Raw genomic sequence first — 13,773 nt, forward strand, 5'->3', positions numbered from 1 at the left:
CCGCCCTTCTCCACCGCCCCGCCTATGAGAATCCCCCGCGTGCCCGACGCCATTCTGCGCCTCGCCCTGCCTTCGCCCCTGCGCCGCCTGTTCGACTATCGGGCCCCGGCCGGCGTGCTGCGTTCGCAGTTGCAACCGGGCATGCGCCTGCGGGTACCGTTCGGCCGGCGGGAGATGATCGGGATTCTGGTGGAGGTCACCGACACCAGTGAAGTGCCGGTGGAAAAGCTCAAACCGGCGCTGGCGCTGCTCGACGCTACCGCCCCACTGCCGCCGGCGCTGTTCAAGCTGTGCCTGTGGACCGCCCAGTATTATCAGCACAGCCTCGGCGACACCCTGAGCTGGGCGCTGCCGGTGCTGCTGCGCCAGGGCGAACTGGCCGAAGCCCGTCAGGAACGGTTCTGGTCGGCGGCTCCCGGCGCCAGCCTCGACGACCCGCGCATCGCTCGCGCCCCACGCCAGCGTGAAGCCCTGGCGACTTTGGCCCAGCACCCTCACGGCGTCGCCCATCAGTTGCTGAGCAAACTGATGCTGAGCAAGGACAGCCTCGATCTGTTGCTGGCCAAGGATCTGGTGCAGGTCGAAGTGCGCCGTCACGCCCCCGGCGCGCGCCATGAGCACTGGCTGGCCCAACCCGAGCTGCCGCTCAACAGCGAACAGCGCGCCGCGTATGAGGCAATTCGCGCCGGGTTCGACAGTTATCATGCGTTCTTGCTGGCCGGGGTCACCGGCAGCGGCAAGACCGAAGTCTATTTGCAGCTGATCCGCGAAACCCTCGAGGCCGGCAAACAGGCGCTGGTGCTGATCCCGGAGATCAACCTCGGCCCGCAGACCCTGGCCCGCTTCGAACAACGCTTCAATGCGCGCATCGCCCTGTTGCACTCGGCGGTCAACGATCGTGATCGTCTGGATGCCTGGCTCGCCGCCCGTGACGGCGAGGCCGACATTATTATCGGCACCCGCTCGGCGCTGTTCACCCCGATGAAGAATCCGGGGCTGATCATCATCGATGAAGAACACGACGGCTCCTATAAACAGCAGGAAGGCCTGCGCTACCACGCGCGGGATCTGGCGCTGGTGCGGGCGCGGCAGGAAAACATCCCGATCGTGCTCGGCTCCGCGACCCCATCCCTGGAAAGCCTGCACAACGCCTACACCGGTCGCTACGGACTCCTGCGCCTGAACGAACGCGCCGGAGGCGCCAAGCAGCCACGTTTCCTGCGCCTGGATGTGAAAAGTCGTCCCCTGGACAGCGGCATTTCCGGGCCGATGCAGCAAGCCATCGGCCAGACCCTCGCCGCCGGCCAGCAGGTATTGGTGTTCCTCAACCGCCGGGGGTTTGCCCCGACGCTGCTGTGCCACGACTGCGGCTGGATGTCCGAGTGCCAGCGCTGCGATGCGCGGATGACCGTGCACCAGCGTTACGGCGAACTGCGCTGCCACCACTGCGGTTACGTCGAGCGCGTGCCGCGCCAGTGCCCGAAGTGCAACAAGGTCGATCTGCGCCCCGTGGGCGCCGGCACCGAGCGGGCTGAGGAACGGCTGGCAATTCTCTTTCCGGACTATCCGGTGTTGCGCGTCGACCGTGACAGCACCTCACGCAAGGACGCGATGAACCAGTTGTTCGCCACGATCCAGAAAGGCCAGCCGTGCATTCTGGTCGGCACCCAGATGTTGGCCAAGGGGCACCACTTCCCTCGGGTGACGCTGGTGTCGATCCTCGATGCCGACGGTGGGCTGTTCTCCGGCGACTTCCGCGCCAGCGAGCGCATGGCGCAACTTATCGTGCAGGTCGCCGGGCGCGCCGGGCGTGCAGAAGAGCCAGGCAAGGTGATCATCCAGACCCACCTCGCCGACCATCCTTTATTGGTGCAACTGACCGAGCAGGGTTACTTCGCCTTCGCCGAACAGGCCCTGAGCGAACGCCGCGCCGCCGGCCTGCCGCCGTTCGCGCATCTGGCGCTGTTGCGCGCCGAAGCGCACAAGCCGGGACAGGCCGAAGGTTTTCTCGATGAGGCATGCAGCGAGGCCGAGCGTTTGCTGGCCGAACAGAATCTGACCGGCATTGAACTGCTGGGGCCGGTGCCGGCGCCGATGGAACGCCGGGCCGGGCGCTTCCGCGCGCAGCTGCTGTTGCAGGCCACGGCCCGGGCGCCGCTGCACCGATTGCTGGCGAGCTGGCTGCTGGTGCTGGAACAGATGCCAAGCGGCCGGGCGGTGCGCTGGTCGCTGGATGTCGATCCGGTGGATCTGTACTGACCGGGCAAAACCGGCCGAATTGTCACCACACATCCACATCCTGCCTGCTAAGGTTGGCAAGCCCGTCTTCGCAACGGATAATGCCCAGTTTTTCCACCCGCGCATCGATGCGCCGCCGCGCTTGCGGTCGAAAGAGAAGACCATGAAAGACACCATTCGCCAGCTGATCCAACAAGCCCTCACCCAACTCGTCAACGAAGGTGTGTTGCCTGAAGGCCTGACGCCGGCGATCCAGGTGGAAAACGCCCGGGACAAGACCCACGGCGACTTCGCCAGCAACATCGCGATGATGCTGGCCAAGCCTGCGGGCATGAAGCCACGCGATCTGGCGGAAAAAATCATCGCCGCCCTGCCGGCTGACGAAAACGTCACCAAGGCCGAAATCGCCGGCCCCGGTTTCATCAACTTCTTCCAGAACACTCAAGCACTGGCCTCGCGCCTCGACGCCGCACTGGCCGACGATCACGTTGGCGTGCGCAAGGCCGGCCCGGCGCAACGCACCGTGGTCGATCTGTCGGCGCCGAACCTGGCCAAAGAGATGCACGTCGGCCACTTGCGCTCGACCATCATTGGCGATGGCGTGGCGCGGGTACTCGAATTCCTCGGAGACACCGTCATCCGCCAGAACCACGTCGGCGACTGGGGCACCCAGTTCGGCATGCTGATGGCGTACCTGCAGGAAAACCCGATCACCAGCGACGAGCTGTCGGACCTGGAAAACTTCTACCGCGCCGCCAAGCAACGCTTCGACGAATCGCCGGAATTCGCCGACCGCGCCCGTGGCCTGGTGGTCAAGTTGCAGGCCGGCGACGCTGAATGCCTGGCACTGTGGACCAAGTTCAAAGACATCTCGCTGTCGCACTGCCAGAAGATCTATGAACTGCTCAACGTCAAACTGACCATGGCCGACGTGATGGGCGAAAGCGCCTACAACGACGACCTGATCAACGTGGTCAACGACCTGAAAGCCGCCGGCATGCTGGTCGAAAGCAACGGCGCCCAGTGCGTGTTCCTCGACGAATTCAAGAACGCCGAAGGCGAGCCGCTGCCGGTGATCATCGTCAAGGCTGACGGCGGCTACCTATACGCCACCACCGACCTGGCGGCCGTGCGCTATCGCAGCGGCAAACTGAAGGCCGACCGTGCGCTGTACTTCGTCGACCAGCGTCAGGCCCTGCACTTTCAGCAAGTGTTTGCCGTGGCACGCAAGGCCGGTTTCGTGACCCATCCGATGGAAATGGAGCACATGGGCTTCGGCACCATGAACGGCGCCGACGGCCGTCCGTTCAAGACCCGTGATGGCGGCACCGTGAAACTGATCGACCTGCTGACCGAAGCGCAGGAACGCGCCTACAGCCTGGTGAAGGAAAAGAACCCGACGCTGGCCGAAGACGAACTGCGCGCCATCGCCAAAGTGGTCGGCATCGGCGCGGTGAAATACGCCGACCTGTCGAAACACCGCACCAGCGACTACAGCTTCAACTTCGACCTGATGCTCAACTTCGAAGGCAACACCGCGCCATACCTGCTGTACGCCTACACCCGCGTGGCCGGCGTGTTCCGCAAACTGGGCAAGGATTTCAGCGAAGTCGACGGCCAGATCGTCCTCGAAGCGGCGCACGAACAGGAACTGGCGGCGAAACTGGCGCAGTTCGGTGAAGTGCTGAACAACGTTGCGGAAAAGGGCACGCCACACACTCTCTGCACCTACCTGTACGACGTGGCCGGCCTGTTCTCCAGCTTCTACGAGAACTGCCCGATCCTCGCCGCCGACACCCCGGCACAAATGCAAAGCCGTCTGCGCCTTGCCGCGTTGACCGGCCGTACCCTCAAGCAAGGCCTGGAACTGCTCGGCCTGGAAACCCTGGAGCGCATGTAAGTTGGCTGCCAAGAAAAAACCTGCACCCAAGCGTGGCGCCAGCCGTTACCAAGCTCCAGCGAAGCAGCCGATTCCGGGCTGGCTGTGGATGGCCATCGGCCTGACGGTCGGCGCGTTCATCGTGTTCCTGATGAAACTGGAGCCGGGCAAGGGCAGCGACACGGTCAAGCGCGAGAAGGTCGAGCAACAGCAGCAACAGAAAGCCTCCAAGATCGCCGAGGCCAACAAGACCCCGCCGAGCCCGACGCAACCGGTGAAGCCGAAGTACGACTTCTACACCCTGCTGCCGGAATCGGAAGTGATCGTGCCGCCTGATGCCGTGCCGGAGAAAACCCTGCCGACGCCACAGGTGCCGGCAATCCCGACCACGCCGGTGACCCCGGCCGAAGCGGCGAAGATCGACACCGCACGGGCGCAGGCTGCGCTGGCCGGAATCACCCCGCCGCCAGCGCCGCCGGTGACCAAGGCTGCACCGGTGACCAAGTTCTTCCTGCAGGCCGGCTCGTTCCGCAAAGAGACGGATGCCGACAAGGTCCGCGCGCAGATCATTCTGCTCGGCCAGGCAGTCGCGGTTGAGTCCGGGACGGTCAAGGATGAAACCTGGTATCGCGTACTGGTCGGCCCGTTCAGCAACCGCGAACAGCTGACCACTGCCCAGAAACAACTGGCGGGCGCCGGCTTCAGCAACCTGCTGTTACAACAACGCCAGAGCCGCTGACAGCTCCCCACTGATCGTTCCCACGCTCTGCGTGGGAACGATCATGCACAAATCACCGCTCGTCCCCTCTCCCGCCCCGCAGTTGAAATCCTCTCCACCACCCCCATATGAATGGGCATAAGGCATTTTCGCCCTGCAGTGTGGAGACTCTTCCCTTGACCACCATCGTTTCAGTCCGCCGCCACGGCAAAGTCGTCATGGGCGGCGACGGCCAGGTTTCTCTCGGCAATACCGTGATGAAAGGCAACGCGAAGAAAGTTCGTCGCCTGTACCACGGCGAAGTCATCGCCGGTTTCGCCGGTGCCACCGCCGACGCCTTTACCCTGTTCGAACGGTTCGAAGGCCAACTTGAAAAGCACCAGGGTCACTTGGTTCGCGCCGCCGTCGAACTCGCCAAAGAATGGCGCACCGACCGCTCCCTGAGCCGCCTCGAAGCGATGCTCGCGGTCGCCAACAAGGACGCATCCTTGATCATCACCGGCAACGGTGACGTGGTCGAACCCGAAGACGGCCTGATCGCCATGGGTTCCGGTGGCGCCTATGCGCAAGCCGCCGCCAGCGCCCTGCTGAAGAAGACCGACCTGTCGGCCCGCGAAATCGTCGAGACCGCTCTCGGCATCGCCGGCGACATCTGTGTATTCACCAACCACACCCAGACCATTGAGGAGCAGGATCTCGCTGAATGAGCCTGACGCGGCCCCTGTGCCACGGCTTGTTTCTGCTTGAGGACCGTCAATTATTATGTCCATGACTCCCCGCGAAATCGTCCACGAACTCAACCGCCACATCATCGGCCAGGACGATGCCAAGCGCGCTGTCGCGATTGCCCTGCGCAACCGCTGGCGCCGCATGCAGCTGCCTGAAGAGCTGCGCGTTGAAGTGACCCCGAAGAACATTCTGATGATCGGCCCGACCGGCGTCGGTAAAACCGAGATCGCCCGTCGCCTGGCCAAACTGGCCAACGCGCCGTTCATCAAGGTCGAAGCGACCAAGTTCACCGAAGTCGGCTACGTCGGCCGTGACGTCGAATCGATCATCCGTGATCTGGCCGATGCTGCGATCAAGATGCTGCGCGAGCAGGAAATGACCCGCGTTCGCCACCGCGCCGAAGACGCCGCCGAGGACCGAATCCTCGACGCCCTGCTGCCACCGGCACGCATGGGCTTCAGCAATGAAGAAGCGCCGACCCAGGATTCCAACACTCGCCAACTGTTCCGCAAGCGCCTGCGCGAAGGTCAGCTGGACGACAAGGAAATCGAGATCGAAGTCGCCGAGATGGCCGGCATCGAAATCGCCACGCCTCCGGGCATGGAAGAAATGACCAACCAGTTGCAGAACCTGTTCGCCAACATGGGCAAGGGCAAGAAGAAGGCCCGCAAGCTCAAGGTCAAGGAAGCGCTGAAACTGGTACGCGATGAAGAAGCCGGTCGCCTGGTCAACGAAGAAGAGTTGAAGGCCAAGGCCCTGGAAGCCGTCGAGCAGCACGGCATCGTGTTCATCGACGAAATCGACAAGGTCGCCAAGCGCGGCAATGTCGGCGGCGCTGATGTGTCCCGCGAAGGCGTGCAACGTGACCTGCTGCCGCTGATCGAAGGCTGCACCGTCAACACCAAGCTGGGCATGGTCAAGACCGACCACATCCTGTTCATCGCCTCCGGTGCGTTCCACCTGAGCAAGCCGAGCGATCTGGTGCCGGAGCTGCAAGGCCGTCTGCCGATCCGTGTGGAACTCAAGGCCCTGAGCCCGCAGGACTTCGAACGCATCCTCAGCGAACCGCACGCCTCGCTCACCGAGCAATACTGCGCGCTGCTGAAAACCGAAGGCCTGAACATCCAGTTCCAGCCGGAAGGCATCAAGCGTCTGGCGGAGATTGCCTGGCAGGTCAACGAGAAGACCGAGAACATCGGTGCCCGTCGCCTGCACACGCTGCTCGAGCGTCTGCTGGAAGAGGTGTCGTTCAGTGCCGGCGATCTGGCCAGCGCCCATGACGACAAGGCGATCGAGATCGACGCCGAATACGTCAACAGCCACCTGGGCGAATTGGCGCAGAACGAAGACCTGTCCCGTTATATCCTGTAAGCCATACTTACAGTGGTCGTGAAACTGTGGGAGCCATCGGCTCCCACAATTTTTTCCACCTGACGGAACGCCGGCGATGACCCAACTCCCCACCGACATCAAACTGCACAAAGCCTCGAAAACCCTGTCGCTCAAATACGCGTCCGGCGAGGAGTACACCCTGCCCGCCGAATTCCTGCGCGTGCATTCCCCCTCCGCCGAGGTCCAGGGTCACGGCAAACCGATCCTGCAATTCGGCAAGCTGCACGTCGGCCTGACCAAGGTAGAACCGGCCGGTCAGTACGCACTGAAACTGACCTTCGACGACGGTCACGACAGCGGCCTGTTCACCTGGGATTACCTGTACGAACTGGGGCGACGTCATGACGCACTCTGGGCCGATTATCTGGCCGAACTCAAAGCCGCCGGCAAAACCCGCGACCCGGACCAGTCCGTCGTCAAGCTGATGCTCTAGTCCGCGGCTTGGACTGTTTAGAGGGCATTTTCTAGATTCATCTGTTTGAATGCTCCGCTAAAGCGGCCCGGGATCGGCTGCTTGCGAAAAAAATCAATCTCGGGTAACCAATGGAACTGGCAAGTTCCCTGCAATGCTCTACGACTGTAAAGCAGCTATGCAGAATCAACGGTCACCCGAGCAGTAGTACCTGGCATTGGCTGTGGAACTGCACAGCAGAAACCGGGTACTCGTCTCAGGACAATGGAGCGTCGTAGATGAGTAACAAGAATAACGATGATTTGAAGTACCAGGCCTCGGAGAACACCCTGGGGCTGAATCCTGTCGTTGGGCTACGCGGAAAGGATCTGCTGGCCTCTGCTCGAATGGTGCTGACCCAGGCCATCAAACAACCGATCCATAGTGTCAAACACGTCACCCAGTTCGGCCTCGAACTGAAGAACGTGCTGTTCGGCAAATCCGACCTGCAACCGGCGGGCGATGACCGTCGCTTCGTCGATCCGGCGTGGAGTCAGAACCCGCTGTACAAACGTTATCTGCAAACCTATCTGGCGTGGCGCAAGGAACTCCATGCCTGGATCGACGACAGCAGTCTCTCGCCCAAGGACATCGCGCGCGGCCACTTCGTGATCAACCTGATGACCGAGGCCATGGCGCCGACCAACACGGCGGCCAACCCGGCGGCGGTCAAACGCTTCTTCGAGACCGGTGGCAAGAGCCTGCTCGACGGCCTCTCGCACCTGGCCAAGGATCTGGTGCACAACGGCGGCATGCCGAGCCAGGTCAACATGGGCGCGTTCGAGGTCGGCAAGAGCCTGGGCGTGACCGAAGGTGCGGTGGTGTTTCGCAACGACGTGCTGGAGCTGATCCAGTACAAGCCGATCACCGAGCAAGTGCACGAGCGCCCGCTGCTGGTAGTGCCGCCGCAGATCAACAAGTTCTATGTATTCGACCTGAGCCCGGACAAGAGCCTGGCGCGTTTCTGCCTGCGCAACAATGTGCAGACCTTCATCGTCAGCTGGCGCAACCCGACCAAGGAACAGCGCGAGTGGGGCCTTTCCACCTACATCGAAGCCCTGAAGGAAGCAGTCGACGTGGTCACTGCGATCACCGGCAGCAAGGACGTCAACATGCTCGGCGCCTGCTCCGGCGGCATCACCTGCACCGCCCTGCTCGGCCACTACGCGGCAATCGGCGAGAACAAGGTCAACGCCCTGACCCTGCTGGTCAGCGTGCTCGATACAACGCTGGACAGCGACGTCGCCCTGTTCGTCGACGAGCAGACACTGGAGACCGCCAAGCGCCATTCGTATCAGGCCGGCGTGCTCGAAGGCAAAGACATGGCCAAGGTCTTCGCCTGGATGCGCCCGAATGACCTGATCTGGAACTACTGGGTCAACAACTACCTGCTCGGCAACGAACCGCCGGTGTTCGACATCCTGTTCTGGAACAACGATACGACTCGACTGCCGGCCGCGTTCCACGGCGACCTGATCGAGATGTTCAAAAACAACCCACTGATCCGCCCCAATGCACTGGAAGTGTGCGGCACGCCGATCGACCTCAAGCAGGTGACCGCCGACATCTTCTCGCTGGCCGGCACCAACGACCACATCACCCCGTGGAAGTCCTGCTACAAGTCGGCGCAGCTGTTTGGTGGCAAGGTCGAATTCGTGCTGTCCAGCAGCGGGCATATCCAGAGCATTCTGAACCCGCCGGGCAACCCGAAATCGCGCTACATGACCAGCGACGAAATGACCGCCAATGCCGATGACTGGCAGGAAAACTCGACCAAGCATGCCGACTCCTGGTGGCTGTACTGGCAGGCGTGGCAGGCCGCGCGGTCGGGCGAGCTGAAAAAGGCGCCGACCAAGCTGGGCAACAAAGCGTATCCGGCAGGCGAAGCTTCACCGGGCACTTACGTACACGAGCGGTAACCGACACACCTCATTCCCCCTGTGGGAGCGGGCTTGCTCGCGAAAGCGGTTGATCAGCCAACATCAATGGCGACTGACACGACGCCTTCGCGAGCAAGCCCGCTCCCACAACGGGTACGAGGTGACATTGAGATTGACCCACAGGGCCCTGAAGCATGCCGCACCCGTTCATCTTTCGAACTGTCGAGCTCGATGGCCAGACCATCCGCACGGCGGTCCGCCCCGGCAAGCCTCACTTGACGCCCTTGCTGATATTCAACGGCATCGGCGCCAACCTGGAGCTGGTGTTTCCTTTTGTCGCGGCGCTGGATCCGGACCTGGAAGTGATCGCCTTCGACGTGCCCGGTGTCGGTGGTTCCTCGACGCCGAGCCGTCCGTATCGCTTTCCCGGGCTGGCGAAGCTCACCGCGCGGATGCTCGATTACCTCGACTACGGACAGGTCAACGTGATCGGCGTGTCCTGGGGTGGCGCGCTGGCGCAGCAGTTCGCCTACGACTATCCCGAGCGCTGCAAGAAGCTGGTGCTGGCGGCGACCGCCGCCGGTGCGGTGATGGTGCCGGGCAAGCCGAAGGTGCTGTGGATGATGGCCAGCCCACGGCGCTACATCCAGCCGTCCCATGTGATCCGCATCGCCCCGATGATCTACGGCGGCTCGTTCCGCCGCGACCCGACACTCGCCGCCAGCCATGCGGCCAAGGTGCGTTCGGCGGGCAAGCTCGGTTACTACTGGCAACTGTTCGCGGGCCTCGGCTGGACCAGCATTCACTGGCTGCACAAGATCCACCAGCCGACGCTGGTGCTGGCTGGAGATGACGATCCGCTGATCCCGCTGATCAACATGCGCATGCTCGCCTGGCGAATCCCCAACGCGCAGCTGCACATCATCGACGACGGGCATCTGTTCCTGATTACCCGGGCCGAGGCGGTGGCGCCGATCATCATGAAATTCCTCCAGGAGGAACGTCAGCGTGCGGTGATGCATCCGCACCCGACACCGCTGGGCGGATAACCGTCCCGGCACGGATTTCTGGACAGCGTCTTGCAACGTGTCCGCACAGGTGCGCGGCAGGAGGCCGCGCAGGCAACAACCCGCAACAGCGTCTATGGTGTTCTGGTTCGGTGTGTTTGTTTTTGGCCTGAAGACGAAGGAGTGTTGAGTCATGCGTGACAAACCAGCGACGGGCGTCGTGCCCAGCCCCGCCGTGTTCATCAATGCACAGAGTGCCATGACCGGTCTGCGCGGCCGGGACCTGATCTCGACCTTGCGCAGCGTCGCGGCCCACGGCTTGCGCAATCCGATCCACAGTGCAAAACACGCCTTGAAGCTGGGGGGCGCGCTCGGACGCGTGCTGCTCGGCGAAACCCTGCATCCGACCAATCCGCAGGACAGCCGCTTCGCCGATCCGGCGTGGAGCCTCAATCCGTTTTATCGGCGCAGCCTTCAGGCCTATCTGGCCTGGCAGAAACAGGTCAAGAGCTGGATCGACGAGAGCAGCATGAGCGACGACGACCGCGCCCGCGCGCACTTCGCCTTCACCCTGCTCAACGACGCCGTGGCGCCCTCCAACACACTGCTCAATCCGCTGGCGGTCAAGGAGCTGTTCAACTCCGGCGGCCACAGTCTGGTGCGCGGCCTCAGCCATCTGATCGACGACCTGCTGCACAACGACGGCCTGCCACGCCAGGTCACCAAACAGGCTTTCGAAGTCGGCAAGACCGTCGCCACCACCACAGGGTCAGTGGTGTTTCGCAACGAAATGCTCGAGCTGATCCAGTACCGGCCGATGAGCGAGAAGCAGTATTCGAAACCGCTGCTGGTGGTGCCGCCGCAAATCAACAAGTACTACATTTTCGACCTCAGCCCGAGCAACAGCTTCGTCCAGTTCGCCCTGAAGAACGGCTTGCAGACCTTCATGATCAGCTGGCGCAACCCGGATGTACGGCATCGCGAATGGGGCCTGTCGACCTACGTCGAAGCCGTGGAAGAAGCGATGAACATCTGCCGGGCGATCACCGGCGCCCGCGAGGTCAACCTGATGGGCGCCTGCGCCGGCGGCCTGACCATTGCGGCACTGCAGGGGCATCTGCAGGCCAAGCGGCAGTTGCGACGAGTATCCAGCGCCACCTATCTGGTGAGCCTGCTCGACAGTGAAATGAACACCCCGGCCACACTGTTCGCCGATGAGCAAACGCTCGAAGCAGCCAAGCGGCGCTCCTATCAGAAAGGCGTGCTGGACGGTCGCGACATGGCCAAGGTGTTCGCCTGGATGCGCCCCAACGATTTGATCTGGAGTTATTTCGTCAATAACTACCTGCTGGGCAAGGAGCCGCCGGCGTTCGACATCCTCTACTGGAACAACGACAGCACCCGCCTGCCCGCCGCGTTTCACGGCGACATTCTGGACTTCTTCAAGCACAACCCGTTGACCCATCCGGGGGGCCTGGAAGTGTGCGGCACGCCGATCGACCTGCAGAAGGTCACGGTCGACAGCTTCAGCGTGGCCGGCATGAACGACCACATCACGCCGTGGGACGCGGTGTATCGCTCGACGCTGTTGCTGGGTGGTGAGCGGCGCTTCGTGCTGTCCAACAGCGGCCACGTGCAGAGCATCCTCAACCCGCCGGGCAACCCGAAAGCCCATTACGTGGAGAACGGAAAGCTCAGCGGCGATCCGCGCGCCTGGTACTACGACGCCAAGAAAGTCGACGGCAGCTGGTGGCCGCAATGGCTGGAGTGGGTGCAGCAGCGCTCCGGCACCCTGCACGAAACCCAGATGACCCTCGGCAACGCCAATTACCCACCGATGGAAGCAGCACCCGGCACCTATGTGCGTGTGCGCTGACTGACTCAAGCCCTTTTAAGAAGACTGGATGAAAACAAGCGAACGGATCCTCGAATGTGCCCTGCAGTTGTTCAATGAAAAGGGCGAGCCGAACGTCTCCACCATGGAGGTTGCCAATGAAATGGGGATCAGCCCCGGCAACCTTTACTACCACTTCCACGGCAAGGAACCGCTGATTCTCGGATTGTTCGAGCGCTTCCAGAACGACCTCGCCCCGCTGCTCGACCCGCCCGCCGATGTCGAACTGGCGCCGGAGGATTACTGGCTGTTCCTGCACCTGATCGTCGAACGGCTGGCGCAGTACCGTTTTCTGTTCCAGGACCTGTCGAACCTGGCCGGCCGCCTGCCGAAACTGGCCAAGGGCATTCGCCAGTTCCTCAACGTGCTCAAGCGCACGCTGGCGTCATTGCTGGCGCGGCTGAAGGCGTCGGGGCAGTTGGTCAGCGACACCCAGGCGCTGGGGCAACTGGTGGAGCAGATCACCATGACGCTGCTGTTCTCGCTGGACTATCAACGGATTCTTGATCGCGAAGGAGAAGTGCGGCTGGTGGTGTACCAGATCATGATGCTGGTGGCGCCGCATCTGTTGCCGCCGGTGAAGGTGGCGACGGAGAGGATGGCTTTGCAGTACCTCGAAGATCACGAGTAATCCGACGGCTTTTACCCAAACAAAAACGCCCGACCTTCACAGGCCGGGCGTTTTCTTGAGCCCTGAAAAATCAGGACTGACTGGTTGGCGTTGACGGCGTCGATGCAGCAGTCGGAGCAGGCGCCGGGGTTGGAGCCGAGGCCGAGTTCGACGTGCTTGCCAGTGCTTGCGGTGTGGTCACCGGTTTTGGAGCAGCAGCTTTCGGCGCAGCGGCTTTCGGCGCGGCCGGTTTTTTCACTGCCGGTTTTTTCGCCGCAGCCGGTTTGGCGGCAGGCTTGGCAGCGGGTTTGGCAGCCGCGGTTTTCGCTGCTGGCTTGGCCGCCGGTTTGGCAGCTGGTTTTGCTGCCGTTTTTGCAGCTGGCTTGGCGGCGGCCTTGGCGGCAACCGGTTTGGCCGCGGCTTTCGCTGCTGGCTTGGCGGCAGCGGTTTTGGCTGCTGGTTTTGCGGCCGGTTTGGCGGCGGCTTTAGCCAGTGGCTTGGCAGCGGTTTTGGCCGCAGGCTTGGCTGCTGCGGTTTTGGCCGCGACAGGCTGAGCTTTCAGGCCGGTGAGTTTTTCGATCTGCCTGGTCAGGGTATCGACCTTCTTGTGCAGATCCTTCACCTCGTTGCGGCTCGGTACGCCCAGGCGCGAAATCGCACTGTTCAGGCGCTTGTCGAAAGCCCCCTCCAACTGATCCCAGGTGCCCAGTGCGCGATCTTTCACGCCGCTGATGCGCGATTTTGCCGAGCTTGCAGAGTCCTTGGCAGCATCGACTTTTTTGCCGACTGCAGCTTTGGTGAGCTTCTCGGCTTTCTCGCCGTCTTTGACCAATGTATCGAAGAGCTTGCTGCCGTCAGTGTCGATCTTCGAGTACACGCCTAAACCAGCCAGCCAGATCTTGCGGGAATAGTCTTCGACTTTTCCGATCCACGAGCTGCCTTCTTTATCGGTGTTCTTTTTACCAGCCATCCCGT

General features: G+C 62.4%; 11 protein-coding genes. 10 read left to right on the forward strand and 1 reads right to left on the reverse strand.

Annotated elements, in window-relative coordinates; all coding sequences use genetic code 11:
* The first annotated feature begins 39 nt into the window (after positions 1-39).
* The 10 genes from L6D74_RS08285 to L6D74_RS08330 all read left to right on the forward strand — a co-directional run bounded on the left by L6D74_RS08285 (position 40) and on the right by L6D74_RS08330 (position 12,819).
* Positions 40-2,259, forward strand: coding sequence for a primosomal protein N' (locus L6D74_RS08285; protein WP_007952400.1), 2,220 nt, complete (start codon positions 40-42; stop codon positions 2,257-2,259).
* Positions 2,260-2,401: 142 nt separating this feature from the next.
* Entirely contained in the window at positions 2,402-4,138 is a 1,737-nt protein-coding gene (argS, locus tag L6D74_RS08290) for an arginine--tRNA ligase (protein WP_085683988.1), read from the forward strand.
* 1 nt (position 4,139) lies between these two features.
* Entirely contained in the window at positions 4,140-4,856 is a 717-nt protein-coding gene (locus tag L6D74_RS08295; RefSeq protein ID WP_039772438.1) for an SPOR domain-containing protein, read from the forward strand.
* Between the two features lie 155 nt (positions 4,857-5,011).
* Entirely contained in the window at positions 5,012-5,542 is a 531-nt protein-coding gene (gene hslV / locus L6D74_RS08300) for an ATP-dependent protease subunit HslV (protein ID WP_003196958.1), read from the forward strand.
* Between the two features lie 55 nt (positions 5,543-5,597).
* Entirely contained in the window at positions 5,598-6,935 is a 1,338-nt protein-coding gene (gene hslU, locus L6D74_RS08305; RefSeq protein ID WP_039772441.1) for an ATP-dependent protease ATPase subunit HslU, read from the forward strand.
* A gap of 76 nt (positions 6,936-7,011) precedes the next feature.
* Positions 7,012-7,389 (forward strand): gamma-butyrobetaine hydroxylase family protein, encoded by a 378-nt coding sequence (locus L6D74_RS08310; protein ID WP_011332068.1) that lies wholly within the window; start codon positions 7,012-7,014, stop codon positions 7,387-7,389.
* 257 nt (positions 7,390-7,646) lie between these two features.
* Complete coding sequence (gene phaC, locus L6D74_RS08315) at positions 7,647-9,326, forward strand: class II poly(R)-hydroxyalkanoic acid synthase (RefSeq protein WP_039772445.1); 1,680 nt, start codon at positions 7,647-7,649, stop codon at positions 9,324-9,326.
* A 155-nt stretch (positions 9,327-9,481) separates the two neighbouring features.
* A complete protein-coding gene (gene phaZ / locus L6D74_RS08320; RefSeq protein WP_007952412.1) occupies positions 9,482-10,336 on the forward strand; it encodes a poly(3-hydroxyalkanoate) depolymerase in 855 nt (284 codons plus the stop codon).
* 151 nt (positions 10,337-10,487) lie between these two features.
* On the forward strand, positions 10,488-12,170 hold the full coding sequence (phaC, locus tag L6D74_RS08325; protein ID WP_064592889.1) for a class II poly(R)-hydroxyalkanoic acid synthase: 1,683 nt from the start codon (positions 10,488-10,490) through the stop codon (positions 12,168-12,170).
* A gap of 28 nt (positions 12,171-12,198) precedes the next feature.
* A complete protein-coding gene (locus tag L6D74_RS08330; protein ID WP_007952414.1) occupies positions 12,199-12,819 on the forward strand; it encodes a TetR/AcrR family transcriptional regulator in 621 nt (206 codons plus the stop codon).
* A 70-nt stretch (positions 12,820-12,889) separates the two neighbouring features.
* Here the strand turns inward: L6D74_RS08330 and L6D74_RS08335 are convergent, their stop codons facing one another.
* On the reverse strand, positions 12,890-13,768 hold the full coding sequence (locus L6D74_RS08335; protein WP_064592887.1) for a phasin family protein: 879 nt from the start codon (positions 13,766-13,768) through the stop codon (positions 12,890-12,892).
* Positions 13,769-13,773: the final 5 nt, after the last annotated feature.

Source organism: Pseudomonas pharyngis (assembly GCF_021602345.1).
In the GTDB taxonomy this organism is placed as follows: Bacteria; Pseudomonadota; Gammaproteobacteria; order Pseudomonadales; family Pseudomonadaceae; genus Aquipseudomonas; species Aquipseudomonas pharyngis.

Coding starts and splice junctions, on each gene's coding strand:
- argS (WP_085683988.1), top strand. CDS start 2,402: ATGAAAGACACCATTCGCCAGCTGATCCAACAAGCCCTCACCCAACTC.
- hslU (WP_039772441.1), top strand. CDS start 5,598: ATGTCCATGACTCCCCGCGAAATCGTCCACGAACTCAACCGCCACATC.
- L6D74_RS08310 (WP_011332068.1), top strand. CDS start 7,012: ATGACCCAACTCCCCACCGACATCAAACTGCACAAAGCCTCGAAAACC.
- phaC (WP_039772445.1), top strand. CDS start 7,647: ATGAGTAACAAGAATAACGATGATTTGAAGTACCAGGCCTCGGAGAAC.
- phaZ (WP_007952412.1), top strand. CDS start 9,482: ATGCCGCACCCGTTCATCTTTCGAACTGTCGAGCTCGATGGCCAGACC.
- phaC (WP_064592889.1), top strand. CDS start 10,488: ATGCGTGACAAACCAGCGACGGGCGTCGTGCCCAGCCCCGCCGTGTTC.
- L6D74_RS08330 (WP_007952414.1), top strand. CDS start 12,199: ATGAAAACAAGCGAACGGATCCTCGAATGTGCCCTGCAGTTGTTCAAT.
- L6D74_RS08335 (WP_064592887.1), bottom strand. CDS start 13,768: ATGGCTGGTAAAAAGAACACCGATAAAGAAGGCAGCTCGTGGATCGGA.